Genomic DNA, 21,758 nt, shown 5'->3' on the forward strand with positions numbered 1-21,758 from the left:
CTATCTGACCAGGCGAATTGCACCCGGATTGTTGATGGTGTTGTTCGCAAGCGCCGCCTTGCAATCCAGCTTGAAGCTGCTGTTGCCGATCATGGTGATCTCCTGCGCGACGATGCGCACGCATTCGCCGCCAGTGGAGCCATTGCCAGCATACTGGATCTCACGCGAGGCCGGCATGTAGATGATGCCCGCAAGCGACGAGGCGCTGTTGCCGTTGATCGTCGCCGTCGCCGTATTGTTCCTGGCGGCAACGATCGAGAAGCCTGCCCAGTCACCCGTCAGGAATGGCGTGACGTTGAAGGTCGCGCCGCCGTGAATATCGAGTTGGGCACCGTTCAGCAGGAAGAAGGTGATGCCCTCACCCGTGAGCACCGACTGGCTGGCGAGTTTCAAGGTGCCTCCATCGATGATGTAGGAGCCCGGCCGCAAAAGAACCTTGCCCTTGATCTCCAAGCCGCCATAGGTGCCGGGCTTCAGTTCGACGGTATAGCCGGCAGGCGCGTTGTTCGGCGTCTTGCTCGTGCCGTTGCAGTCGCCATTGCCGCCACCGCCGGCCACGAAGTTCTGTCCACATCCGGATAGGTTCACCCAGCTTCCCGTCGTCGGCATTTTCTTGGACCAGAAGGGGTCCGGGATTGGCGGAACATCTTCCACTGCCTTGCCGCAGGCGAGTTCGAGATGGGCAAGCGTCGCCGAGACCTTGCCCGTTGCATAAAGACATTCGGCCTTCAGCGTGGCCGAACCGCTGAGATAGATCGACTGCGCATCGCTCGAATCCGACGTGATTGTACAGCCCGACGTATCGACAGTGGCACTGCCGCTCACTTCGAACGCCCGGGATGCGGTCGGGTGCAGTGCCAGAATGCACGCTTCCCTACCCGGCATGCGCGCGGCGACACTTTCGCGAGTGATCGTATAGGGTTGAAGGCCCCAGAACAGCGGAGCGTATTTGAGCGCATAGGTGGTCGTCGCCGTGCTTTCGACGCCAAGAGCGCCGAAAACAACCTTGATCGCCTGGGTCGCCACCGGCGTCGAACTCCCCGATCCGATTTCGTCGACGATCTCCGGCACACCGAAATTGGCGAAGAAGGTGGTGTTCGCCAGATCTTTCGCTTTGGCTTCATCCTCCCCTTCGCCATAGGACTTGACCGCGGAAAAGGCGGCCGCATCGAGCGCGGCCTGCATCTTGGCGGATTCGAGATTGATGCGGGCGAGATTGATGGCGATGGAAGCACCCGTGAACAACGGTAGCATCACCAGAGCAGTCATGACGGCAAAGTTGCCGTTTTCGTCCTTAAGGAAGCGGACGAGCTTGTTCTTCAGATCGCTTGGCATCTGTTTGTTGCCCCCTCGGCAGATCACGACGACTTCAGAGCCAGGTGGCCCCAAAGCAAAAAGGCGTCATCGATTCCAATGAGTTGGAGCTAGATGCGGCCAGCTGGCCGCGCCCCTCCCTGCGCTCCAAAACAGATTGCTAATTTAGTTATCAATCGTGGAGAAATGACTTCAGAAATTGTTAAACTTTGTCGAAATCGGTACTGCGCGGAGGTAATCCCCAGCGGAAAATGGAGCATTGCCACTATCCGGCGACGAGCGCATCTGCAGAAACGTGGCAAGTCTGCCTAGGTATGTCGCCAGACCTTCACGGCAGAGATCACCATAATCACGGCGAGCACAGGCAGCAGGACCGCATTGGGCACGACGCCTAAGAGCAATCCGCCAATGAATGTACCCAGAACTGAGCCCGACGCCATGACCAGCAGAAAGCGCTTGTTCTTTCCAAGAACGGCGAAGCTTTGATCGCGACTGTAGCGGGTAAACCCGACAAGCATCGTCGGCAGGCTCACGGCGAGTGAGAGACTACCGGCAAGTTTAATGTCCGCACCAAATAGGAGCACCAGCGTAGGAATAAGCAACTCGCCACCCGCCACACCAAGGAGCGACGCGACAATTCCAATGGCGAAGCCGGCCACCACACCTGCGATGAGCTGTGCGGATCCAGCCAAGGCTGGCTGCCCCGTCGTCGTCGCGTCATGCCCCATGACCAGAACGACCGCGATCGCAACGAGCAAAGCGGCGATGACCTTGTAGAGGGTTTCGGATTTGAGACGTGTGGCCCATCCCGCCCCGTACCATGCGCCCATTAGGCTGCCAGCGAGCAGGTTGGCCACAATGCCCCAATTTTCCGTGATCGCGCCAAACGGGACAGTTGCCGTTCGAAACGGAAGCGCCGTCGCAACGACGACCAGGCTCATCGCCTTGTTGAGGATGACGGCTTCCAGAGCGGCAAAGTTGAACATCCCAATGAGCAGCGGCAATCGGAACTCGGCGCCCCCAAGGCCGATCAAGCCACCGAGTGCGCCGATAGTTGCGCCTCCAAAAAATGCAGCCGGCGTATTGCGGGCAGCCGGGGACGTATGTGCAGAATTTTCCATGAACGATAGATATGTCGAAACGCAACGCTATGGATAGCAATCTGATGCCAGCAAGTGTGTCAAATTGCCGATGGTCTATCTCGTCAGCGAAGGAACCCTTCAGTGGATAACAATCTCCGTCGCGTCGTGTTCTTCGTCGCCTTGTTGAACCTGGGCTACTTTGCGGTTGAATTCGTCGTTGCGTTGGCCATCGGCTCGGTGTCCCTCCTGGCCGACAGCGTTGACTTTCTCGAAGATGCGTCCGTGAGCCTTCTGATTTTCTTTGCGCTGGCATGGACGGCGCGGAGCCGCGCTCGGGTCGGCATGGCAATGGCATTCATTCTGCTTGTCCCTGCGCTGGCTTTTTTATGGACGGCGTGGGCGAAGTTCATGGATCCAATCCCGCCTGAGCCCTTTGCCCTGTCCCTGGCTGGCTTTGGCGCTCTCCTGACCAACCTGTTCTGCGCGTACCTTCTTGTCGCTTACCGTCATACGAGCGGCAGCCTCACACGGGCTGCGTTCCTGTCTGCCCGCAACGATGCTTTCGCCAATGTCGCGATCATCGGCGCGGGTCTGGCGACAGCTTACCTGTGGCAATCAGCTTGGCCGGATTTGATCGTTGGCCTGGGGATTGCACTGATGAACCTGGATGCCGCGCGGGAAGTCTGGGAAGCTGCGCGCGAGGAACACGACGTCGCGGTCTAAAGCCTGTCGCGCAAAAGTGCGGAGCGGTTTTGCGATAACGACATGCGAAATATCAAGAACTTAAAGCGCAAGGAGCGAATTTGAAAGATCGCGACGCGCTTTAGTTCATCTGGAGCCTCTTGTGGCTCTCGATAGGCCTGCAAGGCCCGCCGGACCTGCACGGGCGCAACGCACGGAAAACCACCTCAGGAGGCGGGCCTATCGTTTCAGATTCGAGCGCTGGTTATTGCACCGTGACGTCGGGCAGCACGTCGAAGTCCAGCTTCTGGCCGGGTGCCCGCCCGGTACTGCCGCCCTGGACATCGTCGGAGCCGCTCTGCGGCGGGATCGGCTGCTGTTCCTGGCCGGCACCGCGCACGCGCGATGGCCCCTGTTGTGCCCGGCGCACAGCTTCGGCCTGCCGTTCGGCTTCGGCCCTGCGCTCCGCTTCGGCCTTGCGCTCGGCCTCGGCGCGCGCTTCCACTTCAGCCTTGACGCGGGCCGCTTCCGCAGCCCCGGCAGCACGCCGGCGCTCGTCGGCAATGGCACGTCGCCGTTCGAGTTCGCGTCCTTCCACCTTCGCCTTGTAAAGCGCCACTTCGCGGCGCAGCCGCTGCTTCTCCAGCACGTTCGCCTGCAGGATCTCGACCCGGCGGCGCTCGCGTTCGAAGGCGCGCAGCGACAGGAAATTGGCCAGATCGGCCACGTCGAGGCTGACGCCCGGCGCCTCCAGCAGGCCGGCATAGCCGATCCGCACGCGTGGTTCGGTACCGGCAAGCGCTTCCTCGCCGGGCCGGAAGGTCAGGTCGATGCCGCCATCGATCCGGCCGGCCGCAAGGTCAAGCGCCGCTGCGCCCATGAAGGCGGCACTGCCATCGCCAGCCGTAACGTTCTGCACCCTCAGCACGCCGCCGGCGACGCTGAAGGGAGCCTTGACGACGCCGACCACCGATTGGCCGGAGAACACGGCCGCTTCCGCCGCGCTGCGGATGCTGTCCGCCGAAATCTGCCTCTTTTGGCCATCCGCGGCAGCAATCAACTGCGGCAAAGCCGCACTGTTGATGCCGTTCAGCGTCATGCCGTTGAAGGTCGCGGTGCCGGAACCGCTTGCCGCATGGGCCATCGCCTCCGGTGTTGCGCCGGATGCTTCCAGCGCGACGGAAAGATCGAATGTCCCGGTCGCCACCGGTGCGCCGGCATGGGTCCAGCCCGCCTGGGTCAGGTCACCGCCCTTGACGTCCAGGCGCGAGCGCAGGAACCCGGAGCCGTTGGCGTTCCCGACCTGCACCCGCCCGGCAAGCTTGCCACCCAGCCAGTCGCCGGTGGCATCGGTCAGGGAAAGCTCGTCGCCCTTCCACTCCATCTTGCCGGCAAAGCTCGTGATCGCGCCATAGACGCCCGGCCAGAATTTTCCTGCCTGCACGTCGAGCGCGACGTTGAGGCCGGTCCAGGCCGGCTGCGCCAGGGCGCTCTTCGAGAACGCGCCGTTCGCATCCTCGACCGCGCCCAGGATGCCCTCGCCCAGCCAGGCAAGATCGAGCGTATCGACGGTGAGCTGGCCGGTGGCGGCGCCCGGCGATTTGCGGTCCACGGTCAAGGTGCCGGTAAAGGCGTTGTTGTCTGCCTTGCCCTCGACCGCCGTCAGCGCGATCGCCTCCGGGCTTGCGGCGACATCGGCCGAGATCGTCAGTGGCAGGCCGCTCCCCATCTGCGGCAGCGCGACCCCCTGCAGCAGCAGATAGGGCTCGACGTCCCGGGTCTGGAGCGTGACTTTTGCCTGGCCTTCGAGGAAGTGGTCGCGGGAAAGATCGACATTGCCCTTGGCTGCCAGCGACGACTTCTCGGTGGTGAAGGTCACCGTGCCGTTGGCCTTCGACCCTTCGGTGCTTTGCAGCTTGACCGAGAGGATGCCGTTGGCGTCCGCATCGAAGGGCAAGGGATCAAAACCGGTCTGCCCGAGAAGCAGGCGGGTTTCAGGGTTTTCAAGCGTCGCTTCGAGCAGCATCGCCTTGCCGGTCAGCGCCTGCACCATATCCGGCGCCTGGTAGCTGGCCGCAATCTTGGTGCCGTTCGCCGTGCCGAAGATGCCGAAGGTCGCCGGCGCATTGCCTTCCTTGTTGCCGGCCGTCAGCGTCACGTCGAAAGCCGCGTCGCTATAATAGGGTCCGGCCTTGATCAGCTGCCGCAGCGCCGGATGGTTGACCGCGTGCCGGCCGATCATTTCCAGGAATGGCGTCAGGTTCTTGGCGGCAAGTTTCATCTTGGCCGAGACGACGGGCTTGTCCAGATCGCCGCTAGCCCGACCGGAGAAAGCCAGCTGAGCGCCGGCGAGCGCGCCGATCGCCAAGCGTTCGGCCTGAAGCTGGCCGTTCTTCAGCGTCAACACCGCCTGCACGTCCTTGGCTTCTTCACCGAAGGCGGAGAACTCGTCGGCCGAGAGGTCGGCGGCGATCGCATGCTGAAGCAGCGTCTGCGTGGAGGCATCGCCCGCCACCAGTCCAGTCAGCGCCTGAAGCGCCTCGAAATCGATGCGGTTGCCCTTGAGCTGCAGCGAGAGGTTCGGCTGCTGCTCGGCAAAGGACTGCCGTTCGAGCCGGCCCTTCAGGCTCGCCTCACCTGCGGCCAATTCGAGGTTTTCGAACTGCTGCAGCGTATCGGTCAGGTTCACCTTGGCCGAAAAGCCGGCGGTCTTCAGCTTGCGGATCGCCGGGTCGACCGAGCCCGCCAGCCAGTTCGCAAGACCAGAGGGCTGGTTGGAGGCGAGCAGCAGGTCGCCGCGGAAGCTGCGCTGTCCCTTAAGGTTCAGCCGCCCCTTCGCTTCGAGTTGCGTGCGCCCCGGCAAGAGGGCCACGACATTGTCGATCACCCAGCCGGCGCCATCGGGCTGGACGTCGATGCGCACGTCGCGCACCGTCGTGTCGCCGACGACGATCGCCGGCAGCTTCAGGCTGGCCCGGCCTGGCACCTGCGGAATGGGAATCTCGGCAGCAATAGCGAGCATCGCCTCCAGTCGCTGGCGCATGGAGATCGCCGGGTCGCGGCCGGTCTTGGCATTGCGGCTGGGACCGATGCGGCTGACGTCGATCTGCTGGCCGTCGGCGATCAGCAGGAACTTTTGGTCCTTGCCGGTATCGAGCGTCGCCTCGCCGGTGACCACATAGGGATCATCCGTCGAACCGACCTCGAAGCGATAATCCGGAACGCGGATGCTCTCGTTGGTAAGCTGGAAATCACCGTTGATGCGCAACGGCGCCCGCGCGTCATCCTTCTCCTCGCCCTGCCGGTTTTCCGTCAGGGTGAAGCGGCCGCTGTAAACGGGCTTGAAATCGACGATCTTCAGCGCGCCATCGGTCTCGACGCCGAAGGGGCGCTTGTCGGGCGTCACCCTTGCCTTGAGGCTGAGCGCCCCCGCTGCGTCCACCTCGTTGCTGGTAAAGGAGAAGCTGCCCACTTCGCCGTCGAGCGCCGCACGCCCCTCCACTTTCCAGGGACCGGTAAGCGAGCGGGCGGAAACATCGGCAGCAAGCCCGCTCACGCGACGGGTTCGGCCGGTCTGCTCGTCGACAAATTCGATCTGGCCATTGGTGATCTCGACGTTTTCGAGCACGACGGTCTTAGCCGGGATCGAGGTGCGGCGACCGCGCGCCCAGTCGAGCGTACCATCCGGCAACAGCCTTACCTTGGCCTTCGGCCGGTCGAGCCGCATGTCGAAGATCAGCGCCTCGCCGCTTAAGAAAGGCGCCAGTTCCGCGCTCATGGAAAACTGCGCCACCCGGATCAGTGGCTCACCGTCTTCGCTGGCGCCGACGCGCACGTCGTTCAGCGTCACGGTCGGGAACGGGATCAGCCGCGCATCGACGCTGCCATGTACGACGACCGGCTTGCCCATGATGCGGCTCGCCTCGCGCTCGAACTCCTTGCGAAAATCCGTCCAGTCAATGAACCACGGAGCGATCAGCGCCGCGAAGAGCGCAACGACCACAAGTCCACCGACGGCAAGCAGAATTCGCGAAAGCACCGTGCCTACATTCCCATTCAATTCATCGGCGCGTTGCGCGCCGCGCATCACTTGACCGCCAGAGGCTCGCGCCCTGACGCTCTGATTTGCCGCATAATTCGGTCAAGGTCGATTCCGACTTCGGAACTATGCAGTACCACACTTTGGCGCCGGCGCATTGCCCGAAAAATTGGGCCAAAACCAGACGCCCCCGCGCGGGGTTCCGCCTCAGGCGAAGATCTTGCCTGGGTTGAAGATATTGTCCGGATCGAGCGAACGCTTGACCTGCCGCATCAGGTCCAGCGCGTCACCAAGCTCGGCTTCGAGAAACGGCATCTTTCCCTGGCCGATGCCGTGTTCGCCGGTACAGGTTCCATCCATTGCAAGCGCCCGGGCGTTCAGCCGCTCTACAAAAGCCTCGGCCCGCGCCACGTCGGCTGCGTCCTTGTCGTCGAACAGCAGGCCGACATGGAAGTTCCCGTCACCTGCATGCCCGACGATCGGCGCCGTCAGCCCGTGGGCGGCGCTGTCCTCCTGGGTAGCGACGACGCAATCGGCCAGCCGCGAGATCGGCACGCAGACGTCTGTCGACAGGATTGCCGCACCCGGGATCAGGCTTTTCTGCGCCCAATAGGCATTGTGCCGCGCTTTCCAGAGCCGCGCTCGCTCTTCCGGATTGGTCGTCCACTGGAAGCCTGACGAACCGAACTCCGAAGCGATTTCGCCAAACTGGCGCGATTGCAGCTCGACACTCTCGGCGCTGCCGTGAAATTCGACGAAGAGCGTCGGCGTTTCGGCATAGGAAAGGCCGGAATAGCCATTGCAGGCCTTCATCTGCAGCGCATCGAGAAGCTCGATGCGCGCCACCGGAATGCCCGACTGGATGGTGAGGATCACCGCGTTGCAGGCGTCTTCGATCGTCGGGAACGGGCAGACGCCGCCGGAAATGACCTCCGGGATGCCCTGCAGCCTCAGCGTGATCGAGGTGATGATGCCGAGCGTGCCTTCCGCGCCGACGAAAAGCCGCGTCAGATCGTAACCGGCCGAAGACTTGCGGGCCCGGTGCGCGGTGCGGATCTCGCGCCCCTCAGCCGTCACCACCGTCAGCGCCAGCACATTTTCCTTCATCGTGCCGTAGCGCACCGCATTGGTGCCCGAAGCCCGCGTCGAGGCCATTCCGCCGATCGAGGCATTGGCACCGGGATCGATCGGGAAGAAGAGACCGGTGTCGCGCAGATAGGTGTTGAGCTCTTCGCGGGTAATGCCCGGCTCCACCCGGCAGTCGAGATCCTCGGCATTGACCTCCAGCACCCGGTTCATACGCTGAAGATCGACCGAGATGCCCCCGTGCGGCGCATTGACATGGCCTTCGAGCGAGGAGCCGGTACCGAAGGGGATCAGCGGCACCTTGTGCCGGGCCGCGATCTGAACGATCTCACGAACGTCTTCGGCGCTTTCGGCAAACACCACCGCATCGGGAAGCTGCGCCGGAATGTAGGTGGTGGTGTGGGCGTGCTGGGCGCGGATCGCCTCGCCCGTCTGGAACCGGTCGCCGAAGCGGATGCCCAGTTCTTCCTTCGCCGCCGTGATGCCGGCCTCGTTTCTCACGCCAGCTCTGATCGCCTTCAATGCCACGGAAAACGTCCTTCCTCTTGCATCTGCGGCATCCCCTTTGCAGATGCCCGGGAAGCGCAGTCATTTCAAGGCGCTACTGTGCAAATCGGAATCACTTTGTCCAGACGCTCGCGCACTTCTTGGGGAACGTAGCGCAGGAAAACGCCTGACGTGAGACCGGACTGTCACAAGAGGCTGCGTCGCGCCATCTCGATGCGTCATCTGACGGCGGGCGAACCACTGAAGATCCTTTCGGCAATGCCACGTATGAGGGCAAAAGCCGCAGAAAACACCTACTCAATTGCGGGCATTGGATTATCATGTTGGCGTGAAGGGAGAGAGGCAATGCTGGGTCTCACCGCTTTGCTCACCGCGTCGATCTTTTTCGGCGCCGCCATCTACATCAATCTGGCCGAACAGCCGGCAAGGCTCCATCTCGACGATCGCGCCGCACTGGCGCAGTGGGTTCCTTCCTACCGCCGCGCTTTCGAAATGCAGGCGACGCTCGCCCTCATCTCGGGCCTGCTCGGCGCTGCCGCCTGGGGAAGGACTGGCCATGTGCTCTGGGGCATGGGTGCCGCCATCATCATCCTGAACTGGCCCTATACGCTGCTCTTCGTCATGCCGGTCAATCGCAAGCTGGAGGCAACGCGGCCGGAGGAAACTGGCGAAGAAAGCCGCAGCCTGCTCAAGCGCTGGGGCAGGCTCCATGCCGGGCGAACCGCACTCGGCGGGCTGGCGGCAACGATCTTTCTCATTGCCGCCTGGCTCGAAATGTAGCGTAGGAATGTCCGCCAGTTACCGGCTCAATGCGCCTCCAGCGCCGCCGCTGCATCCATCTCTTCGTGCAGCTTGCGCTCCTCGTCCGCATGCGGCTTGGTGAAGCGGGCAATGACGAGGTAGGCGACCGGCGTCAGGTAGAGCGTGACGATCACCGCCAGCCCGAGACCGCCGACCAGCACCCAGCCGAGCGCGATGCGTGCTTCCGCACCCGCGCCGCTTGCCAGCACCAGCGGCACCGCGCCGACGATGGTGGCGATCATCGTCATCATCACAGGGCGCAGGCGGATATTGGCCGCGTTCTCGATCGCCGAGCGCACGTCCTGGCCGCGATCGCGCAACTGGTTGGCGAATTCGACGATCAGGATGCCGTTCTTCGCCATGATGCCGACGAGCATGACCAGACCGATCTGGCTGTAGATGTTGAGCGTATTGCCGGTCATGATCATCGCGAAGACCGCGCAGGCAAGGCCGAGCGGCACCGTCGACATGATGATGAGCCCGCTGACGAAGCTTTCGAACTGGGCGGCCAGCACCAGGAAGATGATGACGAGCGCAAAGCCGAAGGTGACGAAGAGGCCATTGGCGTTTTCGTTGAGCGTCGCGGCTTCGGCGAGCGGCATGATGCGCGAACCCGGCGGCAGCAGCGGCTCGGCCATCTGCTCGACCATGGTCAGCGCTTCGCCAAGCGCAAGGTCCGACTTGAGGCCCGCGGAGAGCGAGACGGCGCGAAGCTGCGATTCCCGCGAGAGCTGCGGCGCCACCGCCATCTCCTCGACGCTGGCGATGGTCGACATCGGCACGATCTTGCCGTCGCCGGCCTTCAGGAAGATGTTCTGCAGATCGGTCGGGTCGTTGACCGGATTGGTGGAGGAGAGCAGCTTCACCGGGTAGGATTCGCCGTCGACATAGACATCGACGACGCTGTTGCCGTCGAGCATCGCCTGCAGCGCCCAGGCAAGGCCGCCAATATCGACACCCATGTCGGAGGCGCGCTCGCGGTCGATGGTGATCGAAAGCTGCGCCTGGTTGGCCTCGTAGTTGAGCCGGACGTTCTCGAAGCGGCCGGTGTCTTCCATCTGGCGCACCAGCTTCGCCGCCGCATCGCCGAGCTTGTTGTAGTCGTTGCCGACAAGCGCCACCTGCAGGCCGCTGCCGGCGCCGCGAATGCCGAGACTGTTGGGCTGCATCGCAAAGACGCGGACCGATGGAATGCGCGCCGTCACCCTGTTGATCTCGGCGACGATCTCCTGCTGGCTGCGGTCGCGCTTCTCCCAGGAAGCGAGCGTCAACACCATGAAGCCGCTGTTGACCGAGCCGCCCTGCCCCGAGATCGAGAAGATGTTGTCGATCTCGCCGGATTTGACGAGCGGCTGCAGCCCGTCCTCGATGCGGCGCATCTGCGCCTGGGCATAATCGAGCGAGACACCCTGCGGCGCGTTGATGCGCATCATCACCTGCGAGCGGTCTTCTGTCGGTGTCAGCTCCGATTTCAGCGTCAGGAAGCCGGCGGCCCCCATCACCGTGAAGAAAGCGGCAACGGCGAAGACGATCAGCGGCGAGTTGAGGCAGGCGCGAAGTGTCACCCGATAAAAACCGGCCGCCCGCGCGCCGAACCGCGCCATCGGCCCCGGCACCGTATGCTGCTCCTTCGTCAGCATGCGCGAGGCCAGCATCGGGCAGAGCGTCAGCGACACGAAGGAGGAAAGCAGGATCGAGAAGGCGAGCACGAAGCCGAACTCGCGGAACAGACCGCCGGTCTGCCCCGGCAGGAACGACAGCGGCACGAAGACGGCAGCAAGTGTCGCCGTCGTTGCCAGCACCGCGAAGAACACTTCGAGCGTGCCGTGCACGGCGGCCGCCCGTGGCCCAAGCCCCTCGGCGCGCCGCCGCACGATGTTTTCGAGCACCACGATGGCATCGTCGACGACGAGGCCGGTCGCAAGCACGATCGCCAGCAGCGTCAGGATGTTGATGGAAAAGCCGGCGAGATAGATCGCCGCCACCGTGCCGATCAGCGCGATCGGCATGCTGATCGTCGGGATCAGCGTCGCCCGCCAGTCGAGCAGGAACATGTAGATGACCAGCGTTACGATGAAGACGGCGACGATCAGCGCGATCTCGACCTCATGGATGGCGCCGTTGATGAAGACGGCATCGTCGCTGGTGATCCTGAGCTGCGTGCCCTCGGGCAGGATCTGCGTCTGGATCGTATCGACGACCTTGCGCACGCCCTCGGAAATATCGACGGTGTTGGACTGCGCCTGGCGCACGATCCCGAGGCCAATGCCCTGGCGGCCGTTGGAGCGCAGCGCCGTCGTGCCGGTATCGGGACCGAGCGTCACGGTGGCCACGTCACGCAGGCGCACATTGTTGACGAGGATCAGGTTTTCAAACTGCTCCGGCGTCTGCAGGTCGGCCGTGGCGCGCACCGAGATGTCCTGGCTGGCGCTGGTCAGCTTGCCGGCCGGCACGTCATAGGAGGCGTTGGCGAGCGCGGTCCTGAGGTTTGCGACCGTCACCCCGCGCCCGGCGAGCTTTGCCTGGTCGAGGTCGATGCGGAAGATCTTCTCCTGGTCGCCATAGACGGCGACGTCGGCCACGCCTTCGACGGCAGCCAGCCGGTCGCTGATCTCGTTTTCGACGAGCAGCGTCATGTCTTCCATCGACATGGTGTCGGAGGTGAGCGCCAGCCGCATGATCGGCTGGCTATCGGCATCGGCTTTCACGATGCTCGGCTCGTCGACATTGTCGGGCAGCTGGTTGCGCACCCGGCCGAGCGCGTCGCGGATGTCGTTGGAGGCCTGGCCGATATCGGTGGTGTCGGAGAACTGCAGCGTCACGCGGCTGCGGCCGAAGGACGAGGTCGACGAGATGTCGCGGATGCCCTGCACGCGTGAGACCGCACCTTCGACGACCGAGGTCACCTCGCGGTCCATCGTCTCGGGGGCGGCGCCATCGAGCGTGGTGGTCACCGAGATGACAGGCTGGTCGACCTGCGGCAGCTCGCGGATCTCGATGCCGTTCCAGGCGGCAAGACCGGCAACGACGATCAGCGTGTTGACCACCAGCGCGAAAATCGGCCGGCGGATGAAGAGTGCGGTAAAGCCGGTCTTGCCGCGCTCGCGGGCGGACGTCTTGCTGTGCGCTTCGCCGCCGCTCACTTGGTTTCCTCCGCGACCTTCTGCGCAGGTTCTTGCTTGCGCTCGCGACCGGCGATGCGCACTTCGCCGCCGTCGCGCAGGCGCTGCACGCCTTCGGTCACGATCTCGTCGCCTTCGTTAAGGGCCGCGTCGACAAGCACCTTGTCCGGATTGCGCTGGATGATCTTCACCGGCACCTTTTCGCTCTTATCGCCGGCAACGCGCCAGATGTAGGAGCCTTCCGAGCTCCACTGGATCGCCAGCGGATCGACCGTCGGATAGGTGTCGCCGTCAAACGCGACGGTAACGGAAAAGGACATGCCCGCCCTCAGCATGTCGTCAGGGTTTTCGAGCCGTGCGCGCACACGCAGCGTGCGGCTTGCCTGATCGAGGCGGTTGTCGATCGCGTGGATTGCGCCATCGAGCTGGCTGCCCGGCTGGGCGATCGCAAAGGCGGTGACCGGCTGGCCGACGGTGATCTTGTTGGCGAAGCGCTCCGGTACCCAGAAATCGACGAGGATTTCCGAGCGGTCGTCGACAACGGCGATCGGCGTCGTGGTCGTGACATAGTCGCCGACATTGACGGTGATGATGCCGACCACACCCTTGGACGGTGCGACGATATCGCGGCGCTTGAGGTCGAGTTCGGCAGTCTTCAGCGCCAGCTCCGCTGTCTGCATGGCGATTTCGGCGTCGCGCACTTCGACGGCGGTCATAGCGCGTGCGTTGCTGAGATTGCGGTAGCGCTCGACCTTTTCGCGGGCGCTGTCGCGGTTCAGCCGCGCCTGGTCGGCGGCGATCTTCTGGTCGTCGCTGTCGAGCTTGGCGATCACCTGGCCCTGGGCCACCTTTTCGCCGGAGCGGACGAGAATTTCGGTGAGGTTGCCGGTTGCCGTCGGCGTCACGGTGACCGAGTGGATCGCTTCGCCGTTGCCGATCGCGTTCAGCCGGTCGTTGACGACAGCGGTCGCCGAAGGCCGGACCATGACGAGGATGGCATTGTTGCCACCCTGGCCGCGGCCATTGCCGCGCTCGCCACCCTCACCGCCACCGGCGCCGGGCTTGGACAGGGCATCGATCAGCGGGTGCGAAACGCCGATGGCGGCGAGCGTCTCACCTGCGCCGGGTACGAACCGCAGCCAGACGGTTGCGCCCACGAGAAGCACAGCGGCGCTCACCGCAAGCTGTTTCCAAACCCGCATTCAAGTCTCCAGATTAAGCATAAAACACGCCCCAGCGCGGCGCGGCCGGCGGTTCGTTCCGATTGGGCGGAGTATCCCCGTTCGCGCGCGTCGGGGCAATGACGGAATGCCATCATTACGCAATTGTAATAAAAGCGAATTTGGTGGCGGCATGATGACGTGCAGAGCAATTCCAGCGCAGCTTTCAGCGTGAACCGCACCTTGCTGCATAGGCCGGCATTTACAGCGGCGTCGGCCGCGCTATCCTGCAACCGCCGGCCGCTTTTTCGAGCGGTTTCGCCGTCTGGTTTTCAAGTTTCTTGAAGGAGAGCAAGAACGATGTGCGATGCCTGTGTGATGGAAACGGTGAAGGCGCGCATGCTGTCGCGCCGCAGCTTCTTCAAAGCCGCTGCAGTTGGAACCGCCAGCCTCGCCGCCGCGAGCGTCGGTGCAGCACCCCCGGCATTGGCTCAGGGACATAGTAGCGTCACGGACTTGACCCACGAACTGCACGAGGATTTCCCGACCTTCTTCGGCCAGCAGCAGTTCTTCCGCGAGCAAAAGTTCAGCTACGCCAAAGAAAAGTTCAATCTGTTCGAACTGCGCATAAACGAACACACCGGCACCCATGTCGATGCGCCCCTGCACTTCTCCGCCGATGGCCTGTCGGTCGCCGAGCTGCCGGTGGAAAAGCTCGTCGTGCCGCTCTGCATCGTCGATATCCGCGAGAAGGCAACGGCCGACGCCGATGCGCAGGTGACGCCCGACGACCTCAAGGCCTGGGTCGCCGCCAATGGCGAGATCCCGGAAAACGCCTGCGTCGCCATGCTTTCGGGCTGGGGCGCGCATATGGGCACGGAGAAATTCCGCAATGCCGATGGCGGCGGCAAGTTGCACTTCCCCGGCTTTCACGCCGAGGCGGCGAAGTATCTCATCGAGGAGAGCAAGGCCGCCGGCATTGCCGTCGACACGCTGTCGCTCGACCATGGCCCCTCACCGGATTTCGCCACGCATTATGCCTGGCTGCCCGCGGGCCGCTGGGGGCTGGAGGCTGCCGCCAATCTCGACAAGCTGCCGGCCAAGGGTGCGACGCTCATTCTCGGCGCGCCGAAGCATCGCGGCGGCACCGGCGGCCCGGCGCGCGTCTTCGCCCTTGTTTGATCCATACTCTTCAATCCGGCGGCGCAAGGCCGCCGCCGGCAACGCCATGCAGGGAAGACCATGAGCACCGTTACTCCGCCGAAGAACCCGGAAACCGATCCGCGCGTCAAAGCCGTGTTCGACGATATCCGCGCCACGCGCAAATCCGATTTCATCAACAATATGTGGCTGTGGCTCGCCTTCGACCCGGATCTGCTGGAGCAGACCTGGCGCGACGTCAAGGCGGTGATGGCAACGCCTTCTGCGCTCGATCCGCTGGTGAAGGAGATGCTCTATATCGCCGTTTCCGTCAGCAATGGCTGCGGCTACTGCGCCCATTCCCATACGGCCGCGGCAAGGGCGAAGGGCCTGAGCGATGCCGAGCACGCGGACCTCTTGCGGGTGATCTCGCTCGCCGCCCGCACCAACCAGCTTGCGACGGCGCTGCAGGTCCCGGTCGATACCGTCTTTGATAAGACGGCGGGATAAAGCATACCGAGCAAAAGTGCGCAGCGGTTTTGCGATACGACATGCGACAAATCAAAACGTGCGACCAAGAATAAGCGGTCTCGAAATCGCCTGTCTTTCCACAGGCTTGGTGCGGCTGGCGCAGAAAACGGAATAAAAGAAGAACATCCTTTCTGGCCTTTCCCCACCGAATCACTACATTGAGCCGCATGATGACTGGTTTCGACGACATTCCTTTCTTCGACGAGGAGCCGGCGCCGCGCAAGCAGCCGCCAGCCCCCGGAGGTATCCCCGCCGCCGGCGGTATTGCCGCGCGCGCCATGGCTGCGCGCGATCGCGCCCAGCCGCGCCCGGATTATCTCTCCGGCCTCAACCCGGAACAGGCCGAGGCGGTCGAAACGCTTGACGGTCCCGTGCTCGTGCTTGCCGGTGCCGGCACCGGCAAGACCCGCGTGCTGACGACCCGCATCGCCCACATCCTTTCGACCAACCGCGCCTTCCCTTCGCAAATCCTTGCGGTGACCTTCACCAACAAGGCGGCGCGCGAGATGAAGGAGCGCATCGGCGTGCTCGTCGGCCATGCGGTCGAAGGCATGCCCTGGCTCGGCACCTTCCACTCGATCGGCGTCAAGCTGCTCCGCCGCCACGCCGAGCTTGTCGGCCTGCGCTCCGATTTCACAATTCTCGACACCGATGACGTGGTGCGGCTGATCAAGCAGCTCATCCAGGCCGAAGGCATCGACGACAAGCGCTGGCCGGCCAAGCAGTTCGCCGGCATGATCGACGGCTGGAAGAACAAGGGCCTCGATCCCGCGCAGATCCCTGAGGGTGACGCCCGCGCCTTTGCCAACGGCAAGGGCCGCGAACTCTACGCCGCCTACCAGAACCGGCTGCTGACACTGAACGCCTGCGACTTCGGCGATCTGCTCCTGCACCCGATCCGCATTTTCCGTAACCATGCGGACGTGCTGAAGGATTATCACGACAAGTTCCGCTACATCCTCGTCGACGAGTACCAGGATACCAACACGGCGCAGTACATGTGGCTGCGGCTCTTGGCCCAGCGGCCGAAGGGCGTTCCGCAGAATGTCTGCTGCGTCGGCGACGACGACCAGTCGATCTATGGTTGGCGCGGCGCGGAAGTGGACAACATCCTGCGCTTCGAGAAGGATTTCCCGGGCGCCAAGGTCATCAAGCTCGAGCGCAACTATCGCTCGACCGAGCACATCCTCGGTGCCGCCGGCCACCTGATCGCCCACAATGAGGGCCGTCTCGGCAAGACGCTCTTTACCGACCGCACCGATCCGGATGATGAGAAGGTGCAGGTGCACGCCGCCTGGGATTCCGAAGAGGAGGCCCGCGCCGTCGGCGAGGAAATCGAACAGCTGCAGCGCAAGAGCCACAAGCTCAACGACATGGCGATCCTGGTGCGCGCATCGTTCCAGATGCGCGAGTTCGAAGACCGCTTCGTCACGCTTGGCCTCAACTACCGCGTCATCGGCGGCCCGCGCTTCTACGAGCGCCTCGAAATCCGCGATGCGATGGCCTATTTCCGCCTCGTCTGCCAGCCGGCCGACGACCTCGCCTTCGAGCGCATCGTCAACACGCCGAAGCGTGGCCTCGGTGACACCACCGTGCGCACCCTGCACGACTATGCCCGCGCTCGCGATATCCCGATGCTGGCTGCCGCCAGTGACATCATCGAGACCGACGAGTTGAAGCCGAGGGCGCGGAAAGCCCTCTTCGACGTCGTCACCGATTTCCGCCGCTGGCAGAGCCTGCTGGAAACCACCGTGCACACCGAGCTTGCCGAGCAGATCCTCGACGAGAGCGGCTATACCGCCATGTGGCAGAACGACAAGTCGGCCGAGGCCCCCGGACGGCTGGAAAACCTCAAGGAACTCATCCGCTCGATGGAAGCCTTCGAGAGCCTGCGTGGCTTCCTCGAACACGTCGCCCTCGTCATGGATGCCGAGCAGAACGAAAACCTCGACGCCGTGTCGATCATGACGCTGCACTCGGCCAAGGGGCTGGAGTTCGACACGGTGTTCCTGCCCGGCTGGGAGGAAGGCCTCTTCCCGCACCAGCGAGCGCTCGACGAAGGCGGCCGCTCCGGCCTGGAAGAAGAACGGCGCCTTGCCTATGTCGGCATCACCCGTGCCAAGCACCGCTGCCACATTTGGTTCGTCTCCAACCGTCGCATCCACGGCCTTTGGCAATCGACGCTGCCCTCGCGCTTCCTCGAAGAGCTGCCGCTCGCCCATGTCGACGTGGCCGAGAGCGAGCAATCCTATGGCGGCTATGGCCGCGGCGGTTACGGCCAGTCACGCTTCGACAAGGCCGATCCCTTCCAGAACACCTACTCCACCCCCGGCTGGAAGCGCGCCCAGCAGCACCGCTCGGACGCCACCCGCGACAACTGGGGCACCCGCTCCGGCCACGCGGTCGAGCGCATCGGCTACGGCGAAAGCGGCCCGCGCGGCCGCACGATCGACGGCGAGCTGGTGGCGAAATCCACGGCCACGGAACCTTCACGCTTCTCGGTCGGCGACCGCGTCTTCCACATGAAGTTCGGCAACGGCAACATCGCTGCGATCGAAGGCAACAAGCTCACCATCGATTTCGACCGCGCCGGCCAGAAGCGCGTGCTGGATGGGTTTGTCGAGAAGGTGTGAGGAGGTCAGAGCCCTCCTCACGTGCATTCCCCGGTGACCGCGCAACCGGCGATCTCATGGCGTCGACCGGCGAAGTGTACTAATAATTGCAGGCACAATTCTCGCGTTTGAACGAAACCTTGCACCGATCTCCCTCGACGCGAAGTGGATGGAGACATGTCCTGGACGAGCGCTGTTCGCGGCCTGCTGGAGGTAGGCGCTTCAAATGCTGCCGAGGATGACCGCGAAGGCATTCTCGTTGCGAATGTCGCGGCGTGCGTGATCGTCGTCACCACCACGGGCTTTGCTCTCATCTACGCACTCCACGGCGAACCAAGTCTGGTCCCGCTCGTCTATGCCAATCTCGCTCTGGCGGCGGCCGCCGCGCTGACGCCCCTCTTTCATCGGTTCGGGCGCGTGGCATCAGGGCTTTGGGAATTCGGGATCTGCGTCGTGATCCTCGTGTGGATCGCCTCCTATGTCGGCAGAGACTCCGGCGTGCTTTTGACGCTGCTCGGCGCAACGCCGGTCGCCTTCGCGATCCTTGGGTTCCAGAACGTCGCCCTGGTGGCGGTCTTGAGCGCCACGGCCACGATCACGGTCATCGCGGCATCCATCGCGTTCCCGGAGGCGCGGTCAGGCGTCTATGACGCCAGCGGCTTCCTGCAGCTCATCTATTCCTCATCGATCGTCACCCTCACCCTCATGTGCTTCGCCACGATCTACTATGCCTTCCACTTGGCGAGAGAAGCACAAGGGCGGCTGGCCCGCCTCATGGCGTCGATCATGCCGGACGAGATCGTGGCGCGCCTGCTGAGGAATGAGCGGGAAACGATCATCAACGAATTCGAGCACGCGACCGTGGTCCTGACCGACATCGTCCAGTTCGTGAGCCTGTCAAACAGCCTGGGACCGGAAAGGACCGTGAGCCTGCTCAACGAACTCTTCAGCGAATTCGATCGGCTGGCGGCGGCGGTCGGTGTTGAGAAGATCAAGACCATTGGCGATGCCTATCTTGCGGTGGCCGGCGTGCCCGCCCGACACCCCGCCCCCGAGAAGGCGGCCGCCGCGTTCGGCTTCGGCGCCATCGCCGCTGCCCGCGAGATCGGCGAACGCTACGATGTCGTGCTGAGGCTTCGCGCCGGCATGGCGTCGGGATCGGTGACGGCCGGCGTGCTTGGGCGAACGAAATACGCCTACGACGTCTGGGGGGCGCCGGTGAACCTCGCCGCGCGCCTGGAAGCGATCGGCAAGCCCGGCTGCATCACGACGACCGCGGAGATCAGGCGGCGCCTGAACGAGCACTTCCAATTCGAATGCTCGGGCCATGAAGACATCAAGGGCTTCGGCTTGACCGAAATCTGGACCATGCAGTTGCCGAGCGCCGGTACAAACGAAGTCGGCAACCTCGCAAAGGCGGATATGTGAGGTGCCGCACACCGCTTTGCCGCGCCGTGCGCAGCAGTTTTGCGATAACGTCGTGCGAAAAGATCGCGACGCGCCGTAAGCGCCTCAAACCATCTTGCGATAGACGATAAATCCCGACTTCTCCGCCACCTTGTCGTAGAGCGCCATCGCCGTCTCGTTGGTCTCGTGCGTCTGCCAATAGACCCGTGGCGAGCCGGCCGCCCGCGCCGCCTCGTAGACGCCCTCGATCAGTGCCCGCCCGACGCCCTTTCCGCGTGCCTGCGTGTTGGTGAAGAGGTCCTGCAGATAACAATTCGGCTGGATCGCCGTCGTGCTGCGGTGAAAGAGGTAATGGGTGAGCCCAATCAGCCGCCCCTCGCTCTCGGCCACCAGCGCATGAACAGGCGCATAGGCATCGAAGAAGCGCGACCAGGTCATCGCAGTGATCGCGGGGTCGAGCGCGGTTTCGCCGGATCGGCCGTAAAAGGCGTTGTAGCCATCCCAGAGCGGCAGCCATTGCTCATAGTCAGCTCTGGTTATCGGGCGGATGCGGAGGTTTTCGGTCATTGCCGGTTCCGTAGTGGGTTGAATAGAACAGGCGGCGGCAGCGGCACTGCCGCCCTACCCTCTGGTCATCGCCCCTTGGTCATCGCCGCCGTGATCGCCTGAACGTCGGTCATGATCGCATCGCCCATGAAGACGATGTTTTCCATCGAGCGTTCGCCGGCCTCATGATGCCCTGCACCGCAAGCGTCGCGCACCACCACCGGCACGAGACCAAGGTCGGTGGCGTGGCGCACGGTCGGGTCGATGCCGATTTCGGTGGCGATGCCGCAAATCGCAAAGGAGGTGAGCCCGAGATCACGCAGGATCATGGCAAGCGGCGTGCCCTCGAAGGCGGAGAACGTGATCTTGTCGAGGATCGCCTCGTCCTCGCGGGGCGCAAGCTCCGGCACGAGCTCGAAGCCCGGCGTGCCGCGCAGGAACCAGGGATGCACCGCATCCGGATCGTCCGTCCGCTGCCACGCCATCGCCTGGCGCATCTGGAAGGCGCCCATCAGCGGCTTCGGCATTGAGAGGTGCCGAAGGAAGATCACCGGAAAGCCGCCTGCCCGCGCTGCATCCAGCACCTTCAGCACCTGGCCGGTAATCTCGGCGCCATTCTTCATCTGCCTGGTGATACCCACCTGCATGTCGTAGACGACCAGCGCCATGCGCTCCGGACGACAGAAATCCTCGAGCGTCTTTCCAATTTCCAGCTTCGCGGCCATAATCTCTCCTCGGGGTCGCCTCCTCCGGCGCCCACTCCGCCAACATCACGCGCCGGGAATGTGGCGCGTGAGGCCTGCCGTTGCAATACGGGTGAGCGCGCTTCATGCAACTATTCGGACGGGTTTCGGCGTTCACGGCAACCGAGGCGCCAGCGTCGACGCATTCAACTCTCGTCTTCCCGCCGTGCCTTCTTCATCAACGCGATCACTTCCTCATCGCTCGTCTGCTCGAAGTCGCGGTAGTGCAGGCCGACGGCGCGGAAGGCAAAGGGGGTGGCGAGGCAGATGACGAGGTCGACGGAGCTGCGCAGCTCGGCGATTTCGCTTTTCGGCGCCACCGGAACCGCAAGGATCAGGCGGCGTGGGCTTGCCCGCCGCAACGCCCTGATCGCCGCGCGCACGGTCCCGCCGGTGGCAATTCCGTCGTCGACGAGGATCACGTCGCGATCCCTGGGTGAGATTGGCGTGCGATCGCCGAAGTAAAGGATACGGCGCCGCAGGATTTCGGCATGCTGGCGTTGGGTTTCCGCCTCCAGATAGCCCTTTGCCGGACGCACAAGCCGGATCGCCTGGCGATTGAGAACCAATTCAGGCTCCTCGCCGTCGACCAGCGCGCCGAGCCCGAATTCCGCGTGCCCCGGTGCGCCGATCTTGCGCACGATCAGGATGTCGAGCGGCGCGCCGATGCGAACCGCGATCTCATAGGCAACCGGCACGCCGCCGCGCGGCAGCGCCACCAGCAGCGGATCGATCAGCGTCTCGCCCGCGATCGTCTCGGCGAGCTGCCGTCCGGCATCCGCCCTGTCTTCGAAGAGCCATGTTCCCGTAAACACCTCATCTCTCCCAGGTTTCCACCGTCACCGCGGGTCGGATCCCCATCCAGTTGACGAGGAGGAATTTGGCCCGCAGGCGCGGAATGAGGAAAACCCGCTCGGGTTCCCCCCGTCCGGCGTTTGCTGTCAGGCCCGGTTTCCAGGTCGTCTCGCGCGGCCCTGGCATCGGCCA

The 21,758-nt window shown here is 63.7% G+C and carries 15 protein-coding genes; 6 read left to right on the top strand and 9 right to left on the bottom strand.

From position 1 onward, the window contains the following. Both IB265_RS10575 and IB265_RS10580 read right to left on the bottom strand, forming a co-directional pair. Window positions 1-1,335 carry a TadE/TadG family type IV pilus assembly protein gene (locus IB265_RS10575; RefSeq protein ID WP_057253554.1) on the bottom strand — a complete coding sequence of 445 codons (1,335 nt, stop codon included), beginning with the start codon at window positions 1,333-1,335 and terminating at the stop codon, window positions 1-3. Window positions 1,336-1,622: 287 nt separating this feature from the next. Then, complete coding sequence (locus tag IB265_RS10580) at window positions 1,623-2,435, bottom strand: sulfite exporter TauE/SafE family protein (RefSeq protein WP_082616029.1); 813 nt, start codon at window positions 2,433-2,435, stop codon at window positions 1,623-1,625. Window positions 2,436-2,537: 102 nt separating this feature from the next. Between IB265_RS10580 and IB265_RS10585 the strand changes: the two genes are divergently transcribed. After that, window positions 2,538-3,119 carry a cation transporter gene (locus tag IB265_RS10585; RefSeq protein ID WP_057253552.1) on the top strand — a complete coding sequence of 194 codons (582 nt, stop codon included), beginning with the start codon at window positions 2,538-2,540 and terminating at the stop codon, window positions 3,117-3,119. Window positions 3,120-3,342: 223 nt separating this feature from the next. On the opposite strand, the gene IB265_RS10590 is transcribed toward IB265_RS10585, so the two are convergent. Both IB265_RS10590 and IB265_RS10595 read right to left on the bottom strand, forming a co-directional pair. Further along, window positions 3,343-7,080 (bottom strand): AsmA-like C-terminal region-containing protein, encoded by a 3,738-nt coding sequence (locus IB265_RS10590; RefSeq protein WP_244495709.1) that lies wholly within the window; start codon window positions 7,078-7,080, stop codon window positions 3,343-3,345. 243 nt (window positions 7,081-7,323) lie between these two features. After that, window positions 7,324-8,730, bottom strand: coding sequence for an FAD-binding oxidoreductase (locus IB265_RS10595; protein WP_192494773.1), 1,407 nt, complete (start codon window positions 8,728-8,730; stop codon window positions 7,324-7,326). A 324-nt stretch (window positions 8,731-9,054) separates the two neighbouring features. Here IB265_RS10595 and IB265_RS10600 point away from each other — a divergent pair, with 324 nt between their 5' ends. After that, complete coding sequence (locus tag IB265_RS10600; protein WP_057253547.1) at window positions 9,055-9,489, top strand: DUF1772 domain-containing protein; 435 nt, start codon at window positions 9,055-9,057, stop codon at window positions 9,487-9,489. Between the two features lie 26 nt (window positions 9,490-9,515). On the opposite strand, the gene IB265_RS10605 is transcribed toward IB265_RS10600, so the two are convergent. Further along, on the bottom strand, window positions 9,516-12,653 hold the full coding sequence (locus tag IB265_RS10605; RefSeq protein ID WP_057253545.1) for an efflux RND transporter permease subunit: 3,138 nt from the start codon (window positions 12,651-12,653) through the stop codon (window positions 9,516-9,518). After that, window positions 12,650-13,834, bottom strand: coding sequence for an efflux RND transporter periplasmic adaptor subunit (locus IB265_RS10610; protein WP_112994809.1), 1,185 nt, complete (start codon window positions 13,832-13,834; stop codon window positions 12,650-12,652). The genes IB265_RS10605 and IB265_RS10610 overlap by 4 nt, the downstream gene beginning before the upstream one ends. 318 nt (window positions 13,835-14,152) lie before the next feature. On the opposite strand from IB265_RS10610, the gene IB265_RS10615 reads away from it, so the two are divergent. The 4 genes from IB265_RS10615 (at window position 14,153) to IB265_RS10630 (ending at window position 19,503) form a co-directional block, all read left to right on the top strand. After that, the gene (locus tag IB265_RS10615) at window positions 14,153-14,974 is read left to right on the top strand and encodes a cyclase family protein (protein ID WP_113132884.1); all 822 of its coding nucleotides are present in this window, start codon (window positions 14,153-14,155) and stop codon (window positions 14,972-14,974) included. A gap of 60 nt (window positions 14,975-15,034) precedes the next feature. Then, on the top strand, window positions 15,035-15,442 hold the full coding sequence (locus tag IB265_RS10620) for a carboxymuconolactone decarboxylase family protein (RefSeq protein ID WP_112994808.1): 408 nt from the start codon (window positions 15,035-15,037) through the stop codon (window positions 15,440-15,442). Window positions 15,443-15,630: 188 nt separating this feature from the next. Further along, complete coding sequence (locus IB265_RS10625) at window positions 15,631-18,096, top strand: ATP-dependent helicase (RefSeq protein ID WP_192494821.1); 2,466 nt, start codon at window positions 15,631-15,633, stop codon at window positions 18,094-18,096. 156 nt (window positions 18,097-18,252) lie between these two features. Further along, complete coding sequence (locus tag IB265_RS10630; protein ID WP_058321265.1) at window positions 18,253-19,503, top strand: adenylate/guanylate cyclase domain-containing protein; 1,251 nt, start codon at window positions 18,253-18,255, stop codon at window positions 19,501-19,503. An 84-nt stretch (window positions 19,504-19,587) separates the two neighbouring features. Here the strand turns inward: IB265_RS10630 and IB265_RS10635 are convergent, their stop codons facing one another. From IB265_RS10635 to IB265_RS10645, 3 genes are all read right to left on the bottom strand, one after another. Further along, entirely contained in the window at window positions 19,588-20,049 is a 462-nt protein-coding gene (locus IB265_RS10635; protein WP_112994805.1) for a GNAT family N-acetyltransferase, read from the bottom strand. Between the two features lie 65 nt (window positions 20,050-20,114). Then, window positions 20,115-20,753 (bottom strand): cysteine hydrolase family protein, encoded by a 639-nt coding sequence (locus tag IB265_RS10640; protein WP_113134002.1) that lies wholly within the window; start codon window positions 20,751-20,753, stop codon window positions 20,115-20,117. Window positions 20,754-20,917: 164 nt separating this feature from the next. Next, window positions 20,918-21,586 (bottom strand): phosphoribosyltransferase, encoded by a 669-nt coding sequence (locus tag IB265_RS10645; protein WP_112994804.1) that lies wholly within the window; start codon window positions 21,584-21,586, stop codon window positions 20,918-20,920. Between the last annotated feature and the right edge of the window lie 172 nt (window positions 21,587-21,758).

Origin of the sequence: Ensifer sp. ENS10 (assembly GCF_014852025.1) — a bacterium.
Lineage (GTDB): Bacteria > Pseudomonadota > Alphaproteobacteria > Rhizobiales > Rhizobiaceae > Ensifer.